Origin of the sequence: Pseudolysinimonas sp., assembly GCF_039912695.1 — a bacterium.
In the GTDB taxonomy this organism is placed as follows: domain Bacteria; phylum Actinomycetota; class Actinomycetes; order Actinomycetales; family Microbacteriaceae; genus Pseudolysinimonas_A.
In genome coordinates, this window is record NZ_JBDSPJ010000012.1 from 36,344 (window position 1) to 56,180 (window position 19,837).

Genomic DNA, 19,837 nt, shown 5'->3' on the forward strand with positions numbered 1-19,837 from the left:
CCGATCGACTCGCGAATCCGATCCGGGTCACGCTTCGCTGCCCGGTCAGGAACCCGCGGCCAGCTCCTTCGTACGTTGGAGTGCGGCGGAGGTTGCTTGGTCGAAGAGGGTGCCGAGGTTTGCCGACTCGAGTATTGCGATGGCTTGCATTGTGGTGCCGTTGGGGCTCGTGACGCGGCGGCGGAGTTCTGCGGGGCCTACTTCTGATGCCGCCAGGAGTTCTGAGGCTCCACGGAAGGTGTTCTCGACCATCAGGCGCGCCTGATCTTCGGTGAAGCCCATCCGCTGGGCTGTCGCGGTGAGTTGTTCGATCAGGAAGTAGACGTAGGCAGGGCCGGAGCCCGAGATGGTGCCGAGGGCGTCGATCTGGTCTTCCGGCAGTTCAACGACGGCTCCGACCGCTTCGAAAAGGTCGCGCACCAGGGCGAGATCGTCGGGGGTGACCCGTGAGCCCGCGGCGAGACCCGTCACGCCGCGACGCACGACGGATGGCGTGTTGGGCATCGTGCGCACGACCGGGTTGCTGACGATCGCCTCAATCGTCGCAATGGTGACGCCGGCCGCAATGCTGACGACCACGGCATCCGGTTCGAGGTCGCCTGCGATGGAGCGCAGCAGATCGGGCACCATGGCGGGCTTGACGCCGATCAGAACCACCCGTGCATCACGGAGCGCCGTCGCGGTGGCACCCGGGTCCGACTCGAGTGCCCACGAGTCGACGCCCGGCAGCCGCACCGCTTCCGCCTTCGCCGCCGTACGGTTGGTGACGGCCACACCCGCGGTCGCGCGCCCGGAGTCGATCAGGCCGACGAGGATCGCCCCACCCATCGAACCGGCTCCGAGAATGGCGATACGCGGGAGATTTCGGCTCACGTGCCGAGTGTAGGTTGAAACTCATGAGCACAGAGGGCGGTACTCGGGCCGTCGTCGCGGCCCTGCTGGCCAATACCGGCATCGCGATTACGAAGTTCATCGCGGCCGCTATCTCGGGTTCCGCGTCGATGCTCGCGGAGGCGATCCACTCGCTCGCCGACTCGGGCAACCAGGTGTTACTGCTCGTGGGCGGTCGCCGTTCGAAGAAGGATGCGGACAGCGCGCATCCCTTCGGCTACGGGCGCGAGCGGTTCATCTACGCGTTCCTGGTCTCGATCATCCTGTTCTCGGTGGGCGGTGTCTTCTCGCTCTACGAAGGCATTCACAAACTCTCGGAGCACGAACCGCTCAAACTCCCGTGGCTTCCGCTGGTCGTGCTCGCCGTCTCGATCGTGCTGGAGAGTTTCTCGCTGCGCACCGCCGTTCGCGAGTCGAACCACAGCCGAACGAAGGGTCAGAGCTGGGTTGCGTTCATCCGGCATGCCAAACAGCCCGAGCTGCCGATCATCCTGCTCGAAGACGTTGCGGCGCTCACCGGCCTGACCTTCGCGTTCGCGGGCGTCGGACTCACGATCCTGACCGGCGACGTTCTGTGGGATGCCATCGGCACGATTGCGATCGGTGCGCTGCTGGTGGTGGTGGCGATCATTCTCGGCATCGAGACGAAGTCGCTGCTGATTGGCGAGGGAGCCACGGCGGGCGATCTCGCGAAGATTCGCGCGGCGTTCAACGGTCACGCCAAAGTCGAGGCCGTCATCCACATGAAAACTCTTTACCTCGGACCCGACGAGTTGATGGTGGCCGCCAAAGTCGCCGTGCCGAAGGCGACGAGGGCCACCGAAATCGCGAAGGCCATCAATGAGATCGAAGCGTCGGTGCGGGCGGCCGTTCCCGCCGCCCGGGTGATCTACATCGAGCCTGACATCTACGTCACACCGGGATCGCCGAGCACCGACGCGATCGTCGTGCAGAGCTCAAACTAGGAGAACCTCATGGAACTACTCGCGACCGTCAGCAACGTCCTGTTCGCCCTCCACATGTTCGGCCTCGCCGCCATCGTGGGTGGATTCTTCGTGCAACTCCGGCACAAGGTCGACTTCGTGCTGTGGCCGCTCCTCGCCGGCGCGATCACCCAGGTGGTCACCGGGCTGGGGATGGTCGGGATCGCTCAAACGTCTACCGACGACAAGCTCAACATGGCGTGGGTGGGCGTGAAGCTGGTGATCGCCGTCATCGTGCTGATCGCGGCAATCGTCGCCGTGGTTCAGAAGCGGCGCGGCGGGCGCGTGCAGCCGTGGTTTCACGCCGCGGGCGGCCTCGCCGTGATCAACGTCTTGGTCGCCACTCTCTGGCACTAGGCGTCGCGCACGTCGGCAAAGAATTGCCGCAACAGTTCGCCGCTCTCGGCGTCGAGCACCCCGGAAACGACCTCGGCCCGGTGCGGCAGCCGTCGATCGCGCAGCACGTCGTAGACGCTCCCTGCGGCGCCGGCTTTCTCATCCCACGCACCAAACACCACCCGGGGCACCCGCGCCGCGAGAATCGCCCCCGCGCACATCACGCAGGGCTCGAGAGTCACCACCAGGGTCACATCGGAGAGTTGCCAGGTGCCGCGAAGTTCTGCCGCTCGACGCAGGGCGACGATCTCGGCGTGCGCGGTCGGATCGTGAGTCTTCTCCCGCTCGTTACGGCCGTGCGCGAGAACTGAGCCATCGGCATCCAGAATCACAGCGCCAACCGGCACGTCTCCCGTGCTGAGCGCGAGTTCGGCCTCCGCGAGCGCAAGGCGCATCGCGGCGATGTCTGAGGTGTCGGCAGAAGCCGTGCCGGACGAAGAGAGGGGCTCGATAGCATCGACCCTATGCGCTTGCATGTCGCCGACCATCCGCTCATCACCCACAAGTTGACCGTGCTCCGCGACGAGACGACGCCGTCGCCGACGTTTCGCGCGCTCGTCGAAGAGTTGGTCACGCTGCTCGCCTACGAGGCGACCCGCAACGTGCGCACGCAACCTTTGACAATCCGCACCCCGGTGGCGGAAACCACCGGTCTCGCGATCAGCTCTCCGCGGCCGCTCGTGGTGCCCATCCTTCGTGCCGGACTCGGGATGCTGGACGGCATGGTCAAACTGGTTCCGACCGCCGAGGTCGGCTTTCTCGGCATGATGCGCGACGAAGAGACCCTTCAGCCGACGACCTACGCGAACCGCCTACCCGACGATCTGTCTGATCGGCAATGCTTCGTGCTCGACCCGATGCTCGCCACCGGCGGATCGCTGAGCGCCGCCATCCAGTACCTGTTCGATCGCGGAGCAGTCGACGTGACCGCCATTTGCCTCATCGGTGCGCCCGAAGGCGTCGAAGCCGTTCGCAAGGCCACCGAGGGTCGCGATGTAACCGTGGTACTCGGTGCTCTCGACGAGAGACTCAACGAGGTCGGCTACATCGTGCCGGGGCTTGGGGATGCCGGCGACCGGCTCTACGGCCTGGTCTAAGAGCGCGTAGTTGCGTTTGGGGCCGGGGTAGGCGACACTTTTGAGCATGACCGCAACCGAGCGTGCCCTGACCTCCCTCGAGGTGGAGTCGGTGCGTGCGGTCATGTGTTGTCGAATGTGTGCGTAGCAGACGCCCTTCGGAGCCCGTTCCGTGGCTCCCGCATCTCACCCACACCCTCTGAGGCGGTTCACGATGGTTGACTCCACGCCGCCTCCTTCTGACCAAGGATTCGACACCATGTCACTTGCCACCCTGTCCCAGCTCCGACCCACCTCCGCCCCCGTCGCCGAGACCCCGGCCCCGGCCGTCAACCGCATCCGTGCGGTACCCGAAGGCACCGAAGCTCGCGGCTTCGCGCTCTACGTCGGCCTCGACGAACTCAAGGCCGCGGATGCCGGCACCGACCTCCCTCGAATCGTCGAGGCGATCAAGCGGCTGGTCGCCGACCTCGCCCCGGGATCCGAGACCTACGCGTCCGTTGCGCTCGCCCCGATCGGTGCGGGCGGACGCGATGTGGATGTCGTCCGCCTCGCCCTGCAAGATCCGGCGGCCCTCGCGAAGCACCGCCAATCCGCCGCGGCCGACAAGGCCGAGCCGAAGGGTGGCGTCGTGATCGACATCTCGCGCAAGCGCGTGCAGCTCGACGGCGACACCGCACCGCTGACCTACAAGGAGTTCGAGCTGCTGCAGTTCCTCGTGCTGCGCGAAGGCCGCACCATCGACCGCACCGAGATCATCTCGACCCTCTGGGGCGACACCGACGACGAAGAGACGCCGAACGAGCGCACGATCGACGTGCACGTGCGGCGGCTGCGTTCCAAGCTCGGTGCCTACGAAGACATCGTGCGCACCGTGCGCGGGGCCGGATACCGGTTCGACCGCCACGCGGACGTCACGATCCGCTACGCCTCGACGCCGTCGCCCGACATCTTCTGATCACCCGCATCTTCTGATCATTCGTCGTCGAACGCGGTGACCGCGCGTCGATTGCCTTCGGCACTCATCAGCGCGCGAATCGCCCGTCGCCGAGCCGAGCTAGCCGCTGGCGAGCAGTTTCGCGATCAGGGTATCGAGTTGCTGCAGCTCGCCGGCATCCAGCGGTCCGAAGGACTCTTCGAGCACGCCGCGCGTAAGGGAGACTCCCTCCTGAAACAGCCGCTCGCCTTTCGCGGTGAGAACGGGACGGATGGCGCGCCCGGCTCCCGCCGCCCGCGCGATGAGCCCGCGATCCTCAAGCCGGGCCGCGAGAGTTCCGAACGCCTGGTCGGTTTGGAAGGTCAGAACCGCCAGATCGTGTAACGACGACCCGGGCCGCTCGGACAGGTGGCGTAGCGCATCCCACTGCACGATGGTCAATCCGATCGAGGCGAGCGCCTCGTTGGCGGCGCGGTGGTGTTTCATCTGCAGGCGTTTGACGGAGAGGCCAAGGTCGTGCAGCGAGGTCATGGCGCCACTCTATCGATGTCTACGCTTGTTTATATAAACATATTGATATACGGTGGCGTCCATGACCGCCGTCCCCACCACGCATCACCTGTCCACCTCGCGCGGCGAGGTCGAACTGAGCACCCTGGAAAACGGCTCTGGTCGGCCCGTGCTGCTGCTCCACGGAGGCGCCGGCCCGCAATCGGTGGCTGTGTTCGCCGATCTCCTTGCCGAGTCGCGGGGAGTGCGGGTCATCACACCGACGCATCCCGGCTTCGGAGGCACGCCCCGACCCGACGGGATCGCGGACATCCCGGCCCTCGCCGAGGTCTACGTCACCCTCCTCGACGAGTTGGGCCTGGATGACGTCACCGTGATCGGCAACTCCGTCGGCGGCTGGATCGCCAGCGAGATCGCCTTGCGGCACTCCCCTCGCGTCAGCCGGATGGTATTGGTCGACGCGACGGGACCTGTCGTGGACGGCTACCCCGGCATCGACTTCTTTTCGATACCGATCCCGCAGATCGCCGACTACAGCTTCTTCGCGCCCGACAACTTCCGCATCGACCCGTCGACACTTTCGCCTGCCGCGCAAGCCGGCTTCGCGGCGAACCGAGCGACACTTGCCGTCTACGGCGGACCGACGATGGATGACCCGACGCTACTCGGCCGCCTCGGCGAAATCGACGTGCCGACTCTCGTTATCTGGGGAGAGGCCGATCGAATCGTCGAACCCGGCTACGGCCGCGCCTATGCAGCTGCGATCCCCGGCGCTCGCTTCGAATTACTGAGCGGTACTGGCCACGTGCCGCAGGTTGAGACTCCCGAACTGCTGCTCGCCGCGGTCGCCGTGGTCATGAGCTGAATCGCTCATGATTCGCAGGCTGCACCACGTTGTCATTCAGTCACCAAGGCGGGGAACGCTTCCCGCGCTTGGTCGATCGGAACGGGTGCGGCATATCGCTCGGTCATGATCCAATACGTGCGGCAAAGTATGCACCGGTAAAGAAGATTTTTGCATGACAAGCGAAGCGGTAGTCGTGCCGCTTGCACTCATTACCCGGACGGCGTGTAAGCGTCGAGGTACTTGTCGGGGATACGAAGCCGGATACGCCGATCGAACTCTTCCAGGAGTGCCGGGAGGTCGTCGAGCGAGCCCCCCTCAAGGGATCCGAGCACCGAGACGCCGACCTCCCCGAATGCGATTGCAAAGCCGAAAAAGCCACGGTCGTAGTTGAAAACGATCGGGAAGTAGCCATATACCTCGAAACGCACGGAGAATGCGATGAGCGGTCCGTCCTCCTGAAGGTTGGAGATCGTGAAGGAGCGCGCCGCGCCGTGGAAGTCTTCGCGGAGTGCGGAGGTGACGCGGCGGGCGAGCGCGAACGCCGCTGGCTTATCGGTAGGCGACTCAGTCATCATTAGTCAGGAAGCTCTCCGACCGGCGGATGTTGCGATGAGGCGAGCACACCATCGCGACGCACGGTGAGGATGTGTTGGAGGTCGAGAGTCCACTCCCAGGATTGGCTCAAGAACCTCAGCGGCGATGGCATCTCGATCGGCGCTCATCTTCCCAACGTAGCCAGCCAGTGCTACGTCGCATCTCCCGTAGGGGTCACTCGGTGCCCCGCGGAGTCGAACACCGGACCTGATACCCCGAGGTAGATCGCTGCTCGATCCTCGGGATGGGCGGTGAGCCATTGCTGGCCAGCCTCAGTAAACGGGCCACCGCGCGGACGGGTCGTGAGCATCGAACGGATGTCGTCCGCCTCCGCTTCGCCGACTTCGACGTACGGCACGTCCTGGTCGCTGAAATCCCCAAATTGAGCCCCGAAGAAGAAAGCGCTCGGCTCCCACTGCTCGCGGCTGGTCCAGGCCTCGTCACGGGTCACCCCGGTGTCGTCAATCGACGTGCGCCGACGGAACCCGCTCGGCCATTCCCGGGTAAACCCGTTGTGCATGACGGCGTAGAAGCGGACGTCACCGATCACCGCGCACCCCCGATCGGGAAGAGACGGCCCAGGTCACCCGCGCCTGGCGGGACCTCGAGGCCTTCGAACATCTGTGCAGATTGATTCGCGGGCGCACGGATTCAGGGACCGAATCGGCCGGGCTGCCGCACCGTAACCGCTGCGGTGGCGCGCGCGCTCTCGATCAGCACGACGAGGTCGTCGTCGGACACCGCACGACCCGCCTCGACGCCCGGACGGATCTCGATGACGACTTGGAGAGTGAGGCCTGAGACGTCGTGCAGAGCGGAGGCCGGGCTCAGCGAGCTGCCGGGAAGGATCGCGACCTCACGCGCGGCCGGATCGGCGGAGATCGGTCCCACATCGCGCCCCGCACTCGACACGATCGCCCACACGCAGGCAGCGGTGAAGTTGGCGCTTGCGATCCGAAGGTCACGGCTGGTCGGCACCGGCGCCGGCAGGAGGATCCCGCCCGCCAGAGCGCCCGTCGCCGCACGCCACGTCACCCCCTGGTAGACCGGGAGCGATTCCAGCGCGTTGACGAGCCCCGCCTGCGACTCAGCCATCCGAAGCCCGCTGCCAGTCGGAGAACAACGCGCCGATGCGATCGGTTCCCAGAGCGAGGGCCTTCGCCGCGCGATGCGCCGTCTGCTCGTCAGTGAACCACGGCCACGGTGCGTCTTCCGGGGCGGCCTGCACCGTCCAGCCGCGGACGGTCGCCTCGACCGCTCCTGACGCAGAGAGTTGCTCGCGCGCCTCGCGCATGAACGTCCCGAATGGCCGGTCGCCCGATGGCACTACCGGGAGGGGTTCGCCCTCGAGTGCTCCAGCGACGGCTTCGACCCAAACGTCGCCCCAGAGCGCCGTGCCGACCATGTCCACGACGACGGGAGCGAGACGTGGCTTAAGCATGATGCGCCAAGAATCCTCGAGAGTCGGCGCGTACCGCGCCTCCCAGAGTCGCAGTACGACCGTGGACCCACCCGCGAGACGAAGGGCGACTTGTCCATCTGACGCATCGAGCGCAATGAACACCCCGTCCGGGAGCACCTCGACGAACTCCTCGATCTTGGCAAACCAGTTCTCGCGCGCGGTCGCCTGATCGGTTCCGCCGAGGAACTTCACGATGCTGACGTTGCCCATCTCACGGATCAACTCCGCCTCGGCGACTGTGAACGCCGTCCGGCGCTCGGCGTCGGAGAATGAGATCGACGTCACGGAGCGACTTCTCGGAGAACGATGTGCCAGACACCGTCCGCATCGGCGAACTTCGAGATCACGTCGAACTCAGTCCCCCTCTGGAAGAGGATCTCAGCCTCGGCCTGGAACGCCGAGATCGGCCGAACGACCGTCCCCGTCTGGCCGTAGATCTCCATGATCCCCGGCTGCTTGCCTTCGGCTACTGCTCGCTCGACGAACTCGTGCGTCACTTGCGGGCTGAGCGTGGAACTCGCGAAGCCGTTGTCGTGCCAGGGCTTGCCTTCGACGAATTGGTCGAGGAAGTCCTGCGTGATCCCGACGCCGCGCGTCACGTACCCGGGTGCGGAAGGCAGCTTCGACAACGCCTCGGTCGTGGCAGAGATCCGTGACTCGATCGAGGCGACCTCGTTTGCGGTCGGAATATGGCCGCCGTCGATCGTTCCGTAGCGCAGGTACTCGTTCATCGGCTGGTAACCCGCGTCGGTCGTGTAGTCGTAGATCGCCTTAGCGTCAGTCGGGGATAGCGTCGGGTACGCATCCGACACCTTCTGTGCCCATTCGTCGAGCCGCGCCGGATCGACGAAACCTCCCTCGGGCGGGCGGAACTCGGCGTCGATGGCCGTCCAGTCGACCGACGACAACGGCGTACCGTCGGGACCTGCGTGCGCGGGCGGCTCCGAGAGACCCGTGTGGTCGGGAACGTTGCCACCCGGACCGTCGCCGCCGTGCGGCGTTGGGTCGGCGGGGTCGCCGTGCGGCACATCCGGATGCGTGGGGAGCGGATCGCCGATGTGCGGTTCCGGGATCTGCGGGGTGTCGATGTGGTGCGGTGCCTCGATATGGGGGGTGTCGACATGGGGCGTATGGATGGTCGGCCCATCCACGTGGGGACCCTGCACGTGGGGCGCCTCGATGTGGGGCGCCTCGACGTGCAGCAAGGAACCGTCCGGCATCTCGATCTTCGATCCGACGGTGACGACCTCTTCGATCTTCACGCCGGTACCGACGACATCTCCCGAGAGACCCTCGAGCTTGGTGACGAGACCATCGGCCTTCGACACGCCAACGCCTGCTGCCTCGGAGAGTCGGGCCGCGTCGGAGGCGACCTCCGCCACGTGTGCGGCCCCCGTGATTCCCTTGATCGCTCCCGCGATTTCGCCCGGGCCGGGGATGAGGAACGTCAGGAGGTTCGCGGCGACCCGGCCGCCCGCCTCAGCGGGGTTCTTCGCCCAAACGTCCCAAGCCAGCAGCCCTTTACCCATTTCGGTGGTGTTGTTGAGCGCTTCCTTGAAGACCGGCACTCCCAGCTGTCCGAGGATCTGTGCGGGCGGGATCGTCATGAGAACCAGCGACCCGAGACCCGTCGCGACCCCGAGCCATCCTTTGCCCGCGGTTTCCCAGCTCCACTTTCCCGTCAGGCTGTCGAGGCCGATGAGCGTCCCCAAGCCCTCGAGGGTTTCCTTGCCGACGTTGCCGACACCCCACCATGCCGACTCGCCGCAGTTGCGGTTTTCGTCGACTCGGTGACCCCACGGAAGCACCGCGGTGTTGTCACCCGACTGCTTGAGCTGCCAGGCCTCGATCTTCTCGACATCCGCCACGCACAGGTTGCGCTCGCGGTTGATCGCATTCGCACAGTCGGCCTCGGCGTTCTGCAGCTTCGTATATGCGTCGGCCACCCGATCCATCAGGCCGTTGTTGCGGTCGATGTGCTCGCTGGACTCCGTCCACGGTGCGAGCATCACGACTCCCCTGCCGCGAACGTGCGCGGATTCGCCGAGGGAATGGAGGTAGTCGACAACCTCTGTCGCCGTTCGCACCGCGGCGCGCGACCCGCCGACGGTCGCCTTCGAATCCCACTCGTACGCCTTGGTCTCTTGAGGCGAGACCCAGACCAGACCGTCGTAGCCGATCTCATCAGTGAGCTTGATCGCATCAACCTTGATCGCAGCAAACGTCTTAATGAGCGGACGCACCGCTGAGGCAAAGGTCTCGAGCGCGTTGGCGACCCGATCAAACTTGCCCGAGAGCGTTCGCAGTTCGGTGTCAGGAGATCCGAGGGCGCTGTAAATTACGGCGCCCTGCGGCGACTCCAGCACGGCGGGCATGCCCGCCCAGATTGTGGATGCCGTATCGGCGTGCGTGACGGCATCGCCACCAGCGGTTCGCAAGGTCTGGGCAACATCGTCGAGCGAGTTGGGGTGCAGATCGTCGCCGGGAATCAGATCCGGGATGATCAACCCGTCATAGCGGTGGACATTCAGTGTCATCAGCCATTACTCCCCGGTAGCGGCGGCGCGACAGCTGCGACCGAGTTCAGCCCTGCCGCGATCGACGTTGCGATCTCTTCATCGCCGGCCAAATATGCATTGGCGGCGTTTGCGGTGCCCTCAAGCGCCCCCTTGTACTTGCCGAAAATTTGGGTGACAGTGCCCTCGTACTGTTCCTGCAAGAAGGCGGAGTAGGCCGACGTGACGATCCCATCGAAACCGGCGCCGTCCTGCACGGTCGTAATCGAATCAGCCGGCCCGGCGAGTGCCTTGTTCACGGCCTCAACCTCAGCCTCGGTCTGGGTCAGGATCAGGGTGACCCCCGCGGGGTCAACACGCCAACCGGTCATCGGTCCAATCCCCTTACGATCGCGGAGCCGTCGACGAAGTGCTCAAGTGCGAAGACCAAGGCCATGCCGCGACGGTGTTCGAACGGCACGACCGCTTCGGTCAGAAAACCTTCGCCCCCCGCTAGCTCAGCTTCGGGACCATAAGAACGCACCAGATCTACCGTCGTCTCGACCCGACGTGGTCGGCCAAAGGTGGCCAGCGGCGTCTCGTCCAGCTCGGTCACCGTGACCGCGCCCTCCCGCACTGTGTCGCGCACCAGCATCGGAGGAGTCATTGTTTCGGCGAGCGCGCGCAACTCGTCCAGCGTGTGCTCCCGAGGAGCAAGCACTGCGACTTCGAACGGCATCAGGCGGTCCCTCCGCTTCGGCTCAAGAGGCGAGTGATCTTGTCGGTTCCCAGAGCCTCGGTGAACCGGGTCGCCACCGAATAAGGCAGTTCGGTCGGGGAGTCGAATCCGACGACGAGCGACGGGGTACGGCCCCGACCGACTGTCTTCGCCCCAAAATCGCGACTCAGTTCGTCGAGGTTGGGGGCGAGAGCCTTCGTCGCGCGCGGGCCGATAATCGCAGCAAGTGGAGTCGCGGCGCCAATCGGCTCGGGACGGAATCCGAGGTCGACCGGACCGGACTGCATCGCCACGGTGCCGAAGAGCGGCGAGGCGGTTGCGGTCGCAATCCGGGTCAACACCTCGACCGCGGTTGCCGTCAGATCGGCGGTGGAACCCTTCGCGGCGAGCAGGATGCCCGTGGTCGTTTCTTCGACGCCACCCTTGGTGCGGCGGATCGTCGTGGTGAACCGTGCGCGGCCGTCGGTATCCGCGATCATCCAGCGCACAGGACCCGGCATCCAGGCCCGCGAAGCCGCGGTGTATGCCTTGCGGTTCCACGACAAAGTGGCGGGTTCGTGAGCGCCCCAACAGGCGAGTTGGGTACTGGCAAGGCGTTTGGCGAGAGTGACAGCTGTCTCACCGAGCTCGGTGCTCTCGTCGGCAGGCGACTGCGTGCTGATGGCCACCAGGAACCGAACGTCGCCCGTTGCTGTCGACTGGTCGTACGAGGGCGCCGCCGCTTCGAGAGCGCGGTCGATGCGATCGGAGACGACGCCGGTGAGCGGGTCGACGAAAGCGGAGGCGCTCTCGCGCACCAGCCACCGGCCCCCGGCGAGAGTGAGGTGATAGCGCGCCAGGTAGCTCATGGTCGCTCCGGGGCGAGTGATCACGACCGGGGTGAGGCCGGCGCCCTGGATCGCCACCAACGCATCCGCCATCGACTCCGTCAGCAGAACGGTGTCGGCGCGCGACTCGACGCACGCCCACAGTCCGTCGACATGGTCAACGAGTGGATGTGTAAATCCCGTCAGCATGTCAGCCATCTGTGCGGGCCGAGATCAACCGATATTGGCGACCGCAGACTTCGCCTTTTGCAGCGCAGCCTGGGCGGATTCGTCCGACTGCTCGAGGCTCTTACGCACTGTGTCGATGATCGACTTCACGTTGTCGGCCGCGTTCTTCCAGCGAAGTTCTTTCGCCGCGTAGTCTTCGGCGACCCCGTCGGCCGTGTAGTCAGCCATGGCCTGGCGCACGTCGGTATTGCGCTGATCGATCAGCGTCTCAAGGCGAGCGGCAGTGGCGAGAAAGTATTCCTGCGCCGTCTGCGAGGCCGCGGTGTCATAGTCGCGGCGGTCGGTCTGGTTTCCAGCCATGTCGTGATGCCCCTTTCCTAGGCGCGGGTGCCGAAGCGGCCCGCGTCGAACGACACCCCGGCTTGCGCCTGGCGGGTCTGGTCGGCGATCTCCTGATCGCCTTCGCCGAATGATCGATCCATGCTCGAGACCCCGGCGAGAACTGCGCGAAGCGACTGAGACAGCTCAGTCGCGATCTGGTCGGTGTGTGCCTTGAACGAGTCGAAGGCAGCGCGGCCAGAGCCGTTGAACTTGCCTTCCAGCGGTGCGCCGGCTTCGGCGAGCTGGCGTACTGTCGCACCGAGGTCGTCGCCGGCACTCGAGGTCTTTTTGGTCAGAGTCGAGAGCACATCGGCCCCCATCGCAAACTTCATGTTTTACTCCCCGTTGTCGATCCGAGTTGAGCGCGTCGCGCGGTATTGAGCAAAACGCAAATCACCCCGCGATAGCGAGGCTAGCATCGAATTAACAGGGGATTCCCTGTCAATCGCAGGGAGTGACGTGACGAGCATCGCCCGGGTCGCGCCCCGTCCGATCGGGAGTGCCGTCGCACCCGCCGGCCGCGTGCTGGTGGGAATCCTGATCGATTTAGCCGCACTCGCGGTGCCCGTTGCGGTTGCCGGGGCGACTGCGGCGGCCGGCCTCACCCAACTCGCTGCCGCCGCCCTGATCGTCGCCCTTGCGGTGCTGGGCGCGCAGCTGCGTCTGTGGTCGCGCGAGGGCACGAGCCTCGGATGGCGCCTCACCGGAGTGCGCCAGGTTTCCTCCTCTGACTCGGCTCCTCTCGGCCTGACCCGTCTCCTTCAGGCGAGCTGGTTCGCCGACGTGCGCGGAGCCCGTGATCCGGTCGATCCGCGCCTCTCAAGTCAGCTCGCCCCGCCCGTCACGGCTCCGGGGGCAGGGATCCCGGTCGCCGCGCCCGCCGCGCAAGCGTCGACGTCGGGGGTTATCGCGCCACCCCCCGGAGTCGCACCCCGGGCATCCGATCCTGAACCGGCGGTGCGCTACCGCGCCTTGCTTTCGATCGACGGACGGATTGAGGGTGCTCTCGGCGTCGGGGTGGTACTCGGTCGCAACCCCGAGCCGACCGGCGGCGAGCGCCCCATCTCGATCGCCGACCTCGCACGCGAAGTGTCGAAGACCCACCTCGCGATTAGGCCGGATGCCGAGGGACGCGTCTGGGCGATCGATCTGAACTCGACGAATGGCTCGGTCGTCACTCATGCCAGCGGCGCCACCAGCACGATTCCTTCGGGCGGCCACGCCGTCCTCGCCGCGGATGACGTCGTGCAGATCGGTCGCCACGCGGTCGCCGTCCAACTCGTGGCTTCGTGAGGATGTGACCGATGCAAGAACGCGATGACTCCCTTCTCGAGTCGGTAAGCACGCACCGTCGTCGCCTCGGCGCTGCTCTGGCCTTTGGGTCGATGGGTGCGCGACGTTCGGTCGGGTCGATCGTGCGGCGACTGCTGATCGGCATGGTGCTCGCGGCGATCGCCTGCGCCGTCTGCATCGGCGTCGGATTCGTCAGCAGCATCCTGATCGCGAATGCGGCCGCGGCAGCAGCCGCAACCCAGAGCCCGACTCCGACACCCGACTCCACGCTGACCCCCAGCCCCACCCCGGGAGACAACTGATGACCGACCTCACCAGAATCACGATCGTCGGGCGAAGCCGCCGGGCGACACTCGTCATCCCCGGCGACGAACCGCTCGGCACCCATCTGCCCGAGATCGCACGGCTGCTCGACCAGGTCGACGCTCGCGGTGCGCTGATGACCTCGTACGGCGAGCAACTCGACCTCGCCGGCAGTGCGACCGATCAGGGGGTCGTCGACGGTGCCGTGTTGCGGCTCGTCGCCGAGGAGCGCTTGCCCGCGCCGCCCGAGGTTACCGACGTGACCGACCGGGTGGCGACGCTGCGCGACGAGAGCCCGGGGCTCTGGACTCAACGGCACGGCCTCATTGCCGCAGCAATCGGGATGGGCGCCGTCGGCGCCTCGCTGACGGTTCCGCTGATCACCCTCACCTCAGGATGGGTCGCCCTCGTCCTGCTCGTCGCCGTCACGGTCGCCGCGACCGCGACCGGTCTGATGAACCGTCCTTTCGCTCATTCGATACTGCTGGGCACCGCACTCGGGGTCGCCCTTCCCGTCGCCCCGTGGATCGCGGGTCCGATCGCGGCGATGCTTCCCGGTGTCGGGCTACTCCCCGTTGCGGCTGCACTCGCCGTCGTATCCGTGATCGCCCTCGAGTGGGTCGTGCTCGCCGCCGCGGTGGGAGTTGGCCGTCGTCACCCCGGAGCAGCTCTCGCGGCAGCGATCGGCATCCTGCTCGCCCTCGCCGCGATCGTCGCACCCGCACTCGGCGCCGACCTGGTCGGCACGGCCGGAGTGGTTGCAGCGCTCGCCATTTTGGGGCTCGGAGTTTTGCCGACGTTGGCGATCTCGGCATCCGGTTTGGCAGCTCTCGATGACGAGGTGATTGGCGGCACCCTTCCGGCCCGCGGCCGGGTGACGCGCAGCCTGCACGAGTCGTTCCGGGTGACGGGGTGGGCCGTCGTTGCGGTCGCCATCTGGCTCGCCCCCGCGATCGCTCTCCTGATTGGATCCGGGCAGTTGTGGCCCTCACTGCTCGGTCTGGCGGCGACCCTCGTCGCCATCCTGCGCACCCGCGTCGTCGCGATGGCCCTCCCCACTTGGGCGCTCTGGATCGCGGCTCTCGGCGGTGCGCTGGTCGGCCTCTGGTTCGACCCCGCCATCCCGGATGTCGCGCGCCTCCTGATTCTGGTCGGGATCGGTCTCGTCGTGGCGGCGCTCGCGATCGTCGCTCCCACGGCTCACGGGCTCATCCGGTTGCGGCGAGCAGGCGACACGCTCGAGTCGCTGGCTACCGTGGCCGTCATCCCGTGCCTGTTGGGCGTGTTCGGCGTCTACGCCTTCCTGCTCGGGGTGTTCTGAGGTGTCGGTTTTCGCTTCTGCGACTCGCGTGCACGACCTGGAATCGGTCGCCGAGATGCTTCGGCGACCGCTGACGACAGTGCGGCGAGTGACGGTGGCGACCGTCGCGGCCTCGTCGGGAGCCCCGATGTTGGGGCGACTCATCGCCCGCACGCTCGCGCGGCACCGAGCCGGGCGCATCCTGTACACGACCTCGGACTGGCAGCAGTACCCGGCTCCTACGGCTGAGCGACTCGAGGCGGCTCCGCGGGGCACCGAGCCGTGGTTGCGTGTCGAGGGATCGGCGTGGATCGCCGCGCCAGAACTCGACGACCGCTACTTCGATGTGACGGTCGCCGACGTGGGCGCGGTCACCCCCGCCTCGCTTCCGGTGTTGGCCCGCAGCCGGGATGCGGTGTGCCTGGTCACGCCCCCCGACCGCGCCGCCGCCGAAGATGCGATTGCGATTGCCGAGCAACTCACTCGAGAGGGCCGACGTGTGGTCATCGCCTTCGACCACACCCGGGCGGCCCGGATGTCGTGGGCACGGGTGGTCACCCCGCGATTGGCGACGCCGGCTCTGACCCTCGACGCTGATCCTGGCCTGGTCAATCCCGCGGTCCCGCTTCGGTCGAGGGCGGCACTGCGGGTCGCCGAACTGGCAGGTCTACTGATGACCGACGTGATGATGAGCGACCTGGTGGAGACCCGATGAGCGTGCGCGTGGTCCACCGGCCGGCGAGAGTGGTGAGCCCGACGGCTCCCCCCGAGCAGAGGATGCTCGCCGCGCCCCCGCCGCTCGGAGCGGCTCCGGTCGGCGGCCTGCCGCTGCAGTCCCTGCTGCCGGTAGTCGGGTCTATGTCGTCGATCACGATGATGCTCGTGTTTCGCTCCAACCCCATCCTCATGGTGGTCGGCGCGATGGTGCTCGTGGTTGCGCTGGTCGGTGGTGTCGGGATGGCGTTGTCGTCTCGCGGACGCGAGGCTCGAACCCGGCGCCGAGCCCGCGAGCGCTACCTCGACTATCTCGAGCAGACCCGTGCCGAACTGCGCACCGAGCGCGATCAGGTGCGGGAAGCAGCGGTCGCCACGCATCCCGAACCGGCACGGCTGGCTTCACTGGTGGGCGACCCCGCCCGGCTGTGGGAACGCCGACCGACGGATGTCGACTTCGGCCGCGCGCGCATCGGAACCGGCGTTGTGCCCTGGTTCCGCCTCGGGATTCCTGAAGATCCGGACCCGGTGCAACCCGCCGACCCGACAATGGCGACCGAAGCCGCCAACGTGTGCGTCGCGGCCCGCAGCGTCCCTGGCCTTCCCGCGATCGTCGACCTGACCGTCCACCGCAGCATCTCGATCGTCGGGCCTGCGGCTGTCGGGCGTCGTGCCGCGCGCGCGCTCGTCGCACAACTCGCGGTGTGGCACGCTCCCGACGACGTGCTGCTCGCGTTCGCGATCCCGCCCGAGGCGCTCGACGCCTGGACCGGCATCGAGTTGCTGCCGCACGTGCAAATGTCCGAACGGTGGGACGGCCCGATTCGCGCCCGCCGGATCGCTCCCGACGCGCACGAACTCGCCGGTCTGGTGCGCGAGGAGTTCGCCGGTCGTTTGGCGCGCTCGGCCGCCCACCGCGGCAACGGAGTGGCTCCCGAGCCCCTGTTCGTCGCCGTGATCGACAGCCCCGACGGCCCGGTGCGCTCGCTCGCACCCGCCGCGCTGCCCGGCGTGATCACCGTCGCGGTCGTCGGTGATCGGCTCGATGAACCGAGCGACACGACCCTGCGGATCACGGTGGACGACGCCGGGGCGGCACGGATCGAGACGATCGGCGACGACGAGTCGGTGCCCGCAACGATCGACGAGGTGTCGCCGGCGCTGCTCGCTGACCTCAGCTCACGGCTCGCCCCGCTGCGGCTTTCTGTCGAGTCGCGTTCGAGCGGGGGAACCCTCCGCGAGGTCGGCGCACTCGAACTGCTCGGCGTCGACCAGGTCGAGCAGATCGGCCCGTCGGGCTGGCATCGCACCGAAGGGCCCGACTTTCTGCGCGTGCCGGTCGGCACCGACGACTCGGGCGCCGAACTGTTTCTCGACCTCAAAGAATCGGCGCAGGGCGGCATGGGTCCGCACGGCATCTGCATCGGCGCGACCGGCTCGGGTAAGAGCGAGTTCTTGCGGACGCTGCTGCTGTCTCTCGCCGTGCGCCATTCCCCGGAAGATCTGGCGATGATCCTCGTCGACTACAAGGGTGGCGCCGCGTTCAGCCCGTTCCAGCCCTTGCCGCACCTCGCGGGCCTGATCGACAACCTCGAGGGTGAGGCCGGGCTCATCGAGCGGGCCCGCGCCTCGATCAACGGCGAGATCGTGCGTCGCCAACGTCAACTGCGCGACCTCGGCGGATTCGACTCGATCAGCACCTACCGAATCGCTCGGCGCGACAACCCGTCGATGCCGCCGATGCCCCACCTCTTTCTGGTGATCGACGAGTTCGGCGAACTGCTGACGGCAGAACCTGAGTTCATCGATCTGCTGCTGACGATCGGACGCATCGGGCGCTCGATCGGGGTGCACATGCTGCTCTCCAGCCAGCGCATCGAGGGCGGCCGCCTCCGCGGGCTCGACAGTTACCTGTCGTACCGCGTCGGCCTGCGCACTTTCTCGGAGCAGGAGTCGAACGTCGTCCTCAACACCCCCGACGCGTTCACCCTCCCGCCGATTCCCGGGTACGGCTACCTCAAGGTCGACACCTCCGTGTACACCCGCTTCAAGTCGGGCTACGTCGCGGGGGCAGCCCCGGGACCGGTGATGGTCGACAACGGCGTACGACCGGATGTTCTCCCCCTTCCGGTCTACAACACCCTCAACGCCACGCTCGAAGCCCTCGTCCCCGCAGGATCGCTGCCGCGCACCGGCCCGCCGTTGATCGACCAGGCCGTCGCCCGTCTCGCGACGTCGACCAAGCGGGCGGCCGGCGTCTGGCTTGCGCCGCTGCCCGATCGGGTGCCGCTGTTCCAGGTTCTCGACGGCACGGCGCGCACGGGGCTCGAAATTTCGATCGGCCTGCTCGACGACCCCGCGCATCAACACCAGGGCGACTGGGTGATCGATCTGAGCCGATCGGGCGGACACCACGCGATCATCGGAGCGCCGCAGAGCGGACGCACCACGATGCTGCGCACGATCGCGGCCGGTATCGCGACGACCCTCACCCCGGCCCAGGTTGCGGTTTACGGCCTCGACCTTGCCGGTGCCGGCTTGGCCCGACTGGAAGCCTTCCCGCACGTCGGTGGCGTCGCGACCCGCAACGACGGTGAAGCGCAGACCCGCCTGCTCGCAGAACTCGTGGGGATGCTGAGCGCCCGCGAGGTTCTGTTCCGCGAGAAGCGCGTCGAGTCCGTCTCAGAGTTTCGCGCCCTGCACGCGGCGGGCGACATCCCGAAGATCGTGTCAGCGGATGTCGTCCTCCTGGTCGACGGCTTCGGCGCGAGCCGCACCGACTTTGAGTCACTGGAGCCAGCCCTCGCTGAACTGCTGACCCGCGGGGGGTCGTACGGCATCCATGTCGTCGCGTCCTTGACCCGCTGGGCAGAGGTTCCGATGCGGCTGCAACCGCTCATCGGAAACCGCTACGAGTTGCGGCTCAACGATCCGACCGAGTCGACGATCGCCCGGCGCCTGAGCGCGACGATCACCCAGCCCGGACGCGTGCTGACGGAAGCTGAACTGTTCGCGCAGGTCGCCCTGCCGAGTGTCGACGATGTCCCCGACGAGCGGCTCGGCGAGGCGCTCGCGGAACTTGCCGCCCGCACGGCCGCAGCCTGGAGTGGACCGTCCGCTGCCCCGATTCGCCGACTGCCCGAGCTGCTCGAGGTCTCGGAGCTGCCCGACGAATTCGATGAGCCCGAGCGCATCCCGATTGGGTTGCGTGAAGACACGATGGAACCCGCACTGCTCGACCTGGACGGACGCGACCAGCACCTGTTGGTTCTCGGCGACCCGGAGAGCGGCAAGACGTCGCTGCTCGAACTGATCGTGCGCGGCCTGGTGGCACGTAGCACGGCCGAAGAGTTGGTCATCGCCCTGATGGAACCGCGCGGGCGCCTTGCGGCCGGCATTCCGGATGACATGCTCGGCGGACACGCAGGAACCGGACTCAAGGCACGTGAACTGGCGACCGCGGTCGCGGTCGAGCTCGAGAGTCGTCAGGCCGGCGGTACGGGTCCGCGGATCGTTGTCATCGCCGACGACCTCGACATCCTGAGTGCCGGCGGCGCGACTCCCCTCGACCCGCTGCTGCCGTACCTGCCCCAGGCCCGCGACCTCGGCCTCCACCTGATCGTCACCCGGCCCGTCGCCGGCAGCGCGCGCGCGCTGTTCGAGTCGGCCCTGCAATCCCTCAAAGATCTGGGGGCTACCGGAATCCTGCTGTCGGGCGAGCGCAGCGAAGGGCAACTCTGGCCTGGAATCTGGGCTGCTCCGAGCGTGCCGGGACGCGCCCGACTGCTGCGCCGCGGCGAGCCGCCCCGACAGATGCAGCTAGCGCTTCCAGCGCCGGTGGTGGATGCCGTGCCAGTAGCCCCGACCGAGGCCGTTTCATGACCTTCTGGCAGCAGTGAGGCGGATACTTCGGGTTCGCGC

The 19,837-nt window shown here is 66.9% G+C and carries 23 protein-coding genes; 10 read left to right on the forward strand and 13 right to left on the reverse strand.

The genetic code is table 11. The features are described from left to right. Window positions 1-45: 45 nt before the first annotated feature. Entirely contained in the window at window positions 46-873 is an 828-nt protein-coding gene (gene proC, locus ABIR17_RS03510; RefSeq protein ID WP_348002975.1) for a pyrroline-5-carboxylate reductase, read from the reverse strand. 23 nt (window positions 874-896) lie between these two features. On the opposite strand from proC, the gene ABIR17_RS03515 reads away from it, so the two are divergent. After that, window positions 897-1,856 carry a cation diffusion facilitator family transporter gene (locus tag ABIR17_RS03515; protein WP_348002976.1) on the forward strand — a complete coding sequence of 320 codons (960 nt, stop codon included), beginning with the start codon at window positions 897-899 and terminating at the stop codon, window positions 1,854-1,856. A 9-nt stretch (window positions 1,857-1,865) separates the two neighbouring features. After that, complete coding sequence (locus ABIR17_RS03520) at window positions 1,866-2,231, forward strand: hypothetical protein (protein ID WP_348002977.1); 366 nt, start codon at window positions 1,866-1,868, stop codon at window positions 2,229-2,231. On the opposite strand, the gene tadA is transcribed toward ABIR17_RS03520, so the two are convergent. Further along, complete coding sequence (tadA, locus tag ABIR17_RS03525) at window positions 2,228-2,746, reverse strand: tRNA adenosine(34) deaminase TadA (protein WP_348002978.1); 519 nt, start codon at window positions 2,744-2,746, stop codon at window positions 2,228-2,230. The genes ABIR17_RS03520 and tadA overlap by 4 nt on opposite strands. On the opposite strand from tadA, the gene upp reads away from it, so the two are divergent. Further along, a complete protein-coding gene (gene upp, locus ABIR17_RS03530; RefSeq protein WP_348002979.1) occupies window positions 2,735-3,367 on the forward strand; it encodes a uracil phosphoribosyltransferase in 633 nt (210 codons plus the stop codon). The genes tadA and upp overlap by 12 nt on opposite strands. Before the next feature lie 238 nt (window positions 3,368-3,605). Then, window positions 3,606-4,304 (forward strand): winged helix-turn-helix domain-containing protein, encoded by a 699-nt coding sequence (locus tag ABIR17_RS03535; RefSeq protein WP_348002980.1) that lies wholly within the window; start codon window positions 3,606-3,608, stop codon window positions 4,302-4,304. A 99-nt stretch (window positions 4,305-4,403) separates the two neighbouring features. Here ABIR17_RS03535 and ABIR17_RS03540 read toward each other — a convergent pair whose 3' ends face one another. Beyond that, window positions 4,404-4,814, reverse strand: a complete 411-nt coding sequence (locus tag ABIR17_RS03540; protein ID WP_348002981.1) for a MarR family transcriptional regulator — start codon at window positions 4,812-4,814, stop codon at window positions 4,404-4,406. A 61-nt stretch (window positions 4,815-4,875) separates the two neighbouring features. On the opposite strand from ABIR17_RS03540, the gene ABIR17_RS03545 reads away from it, so the two are divergent. Continuing rightward, a complete protein-coding gene (locus ABIR17_RS03545; RefSeq protein ID WP_348002982.1) occupies window positions 4,876-5,658 on the forward strand; it encodes an alpha/beta hydrolase in 783 nt (260 codons plus the stop codon). Window positions 5,659-5,849: 191 nt separating this feature from the next. On the opposite strand, the gene ABIR17_RS03550 is transcribed toward ABIR17_RS03545, so the two are convergent. The 10 genes from ABIR17_RS03550 to ABIR17_RS03595 form a co-directional block, all read right to left on the reverse strand. After that, window positions 5,850-6,212 carry a hypothetical protein gene (locus tag ABIR17_RS03550; RefSeq protein WP_348002983.1) on the reverse strand — a complete coding sequence of 121 codons (363 nt, stop codon included), beginning with the start codon at window positions 6,210-6,212 and terminating at the stop codon, window positions 5,850-5,852. A 173-nt stretch (window positions 6,213-6,385) separates the two neighbouring features. After that, window positions 6,386-6,784, reverse strand: a complete 399-nt coding sequence (locus ABIR17_RS03555; RefSeq protein WP_348002984.1) for a hypothetical protein — start codon at window positions 6,782-6,784, stop codon at window positions 6,386-6,388. 101 nt (window positions 6,785-6,885) lie between these two features. Then, entirely contained in the window at window positions 6,886-7,329 is a 444-nt protein-coding gene (locus ABIR17_RS03560; RefSeq protein WP_348002985.1) for a hypothetical protein, read from the reverse strand. Next, complete coding sequence (locus ABIR17_RS03565; protein WP_348002986.1) at window positions 7,322-7,981, reverse strand: hypothetical protein; 660 nt, start codon at window positions 7,979-7,981, stop codon at window positions 7,322-7,324. Before ABIR17_RS03565 ends, ABIR17_RS03560 begins: the two co-directional genes overlap by 8 nt. Beyond that, window positions 7,978-10,233, reverse strand: a complete 2,256-nt coding sequence (locus tag ABIR17_RS03570; RefSeq protein ID WP_348002987.1) for an ADP-ribosyltransferase — start codon at window positions 10,231-10,233, stop codon at window positions 7,978-7,980. Before ABIR17_RS03570 ends, ABIR17_RS03565 begins: the two co-directional genes overlap by 4 nt. Beyond that, window positions 10,233-10,583: a DUF6507 family protein gene (locus ABIR17_RS03575; protein ID WP_348002988.1), complete on the reverse strand. Its 351-nt coding sequence runs from the start codon at window positions 10,581-10,583 to the stop codon at window positions 10,233-10,235. Before ABIR17_RS03575 ends, ABIR17_RS03570 begins: the two co-directional genes overlap by 1 nt. Beyond that, window positions 10,580-10,930: a hypothetical protein gene (locus ABIR17_RS03580; RefSeq protein WP_348002989.1), complete on the reverse strand. Its 351-nt coding sequence runs from the start codon at window positions 10,928-10,930 to the stop codon at window positions 10,580-10,582. Before ABIR17_RS03580 ends, ABIR17_RS03575 begins: the two co-directional genes overlap by 4 nt. Beyond that, window positions 10,930-11,946: a DUF6177 family protein gene (locus tag ABIR17_RS03585; protein ID WP_348002990.1), complete on the reverse strand. Its 1,017-nt coding sequence runs from the start codon at window positions 11,944-11,946 to the stop codon at window positions 10,930-10,932. Before ABIR17_RS03585 ends, ABIR17_RS03580 begins: the two co-directional genes overlap by 1 nt. A gap of 24 nt (window positions 11,947-11,970) precedes the next feature. Further along, complete coding sequence (locus ABIR17_RS03590; protein WP_348002991.1) at window positions 11,971-12,285, reverse strand: pore-forming ESAT-6 family protein; 315 nt, start codon at window positions 12,283-12,285, stop codon at window positions 11,971-11,973. 17 nt (window positions 12,286-12,302) lie between these two features. After that, entirely contained in the window at window positions 12,303-12,638 is a 336-nt protein-coding gene (locus ABIR17_RS03595) for a hypothetical protein (RefSeq protein ID WP_348002992.1), read from the reverse strand. A 127-nt stretch (window positions 12,639-12,765) separates the two neighbouring features. On the opposite strand from ABIR17_RS03595, the gene ABIR17_RS03600 reads away from it, so the two are divergent. The 5 genes from ABIR17_RS03600 to eccCa are packed head-to-tail and all read left to right on the forward strand — an operon-like array spanning window position 12,766 to window position 19,798. Then, window positions 12,766-13,599, forward strand: a complete 834-nt coding sequence (locus ABIR17_RS03600; protein WP_348002993.1) for an FHA domain-containing protein — start codon at window positions 12,766-12,768, stop codon at window positions 13,597-13,599. A gap of 11 nt (window positions 13,600-13,610) precedes the next feature. After that, on the forward strand, window positions 13,611-13,901 hold the full coding sequence (locus ABIR17_RS03605; protein ID WP_348002994.1) for a hypothetical protein: 291 nt from the start codon (window positions 13,611-13,613) through the stop codon (window positions 13,899-13,901). After that, complete coding sequence (locus ABIR17_RS03610) at window positions 13,901-15,223, forward strand: EsaB/YukD family protein (protein WP_348002995.1); 1,323 nt, start codon at window positions 13,901-13,903, stop codon at window positions 15,221-15,223. The genes ABIR17_RS03605 and ABIR17_RS03610 overlap by 1 nt, the downstream gene beginning before the upstream one ends. A 28-nt stretch (window positions 15,224-15,251) precedes the next feature. Next, window positions 15,252-15,917 carry a hypothetical protein gene (locus tag ABIR17_RS03615; protein WP_348002996.1) on the forward strand — a complete coding sequence of 222 codons (666 nt, stop codon included), beginning with the start codon at window positions 15,252-15,254 and terminating at the stop codon, window positions 15,915-15,917. Next, window positions 15,914-19,798, forward strand: coding sequence for a type VII secretion protein EccCa (eccCa, locus tag ABIR17_RS03620; protein ID WP_348002997.1), 3,885 nt, complete (start codon window positions 15,914-15,916; stop codon window positions 19,796-19,798). The genes ABIR17_RS03615 and eccCa overlap by 4 nt, the downstream gene beginning before the upstream one ends. Window positions 19,799-19,837 lie beyond the last annotated feature (39 nt).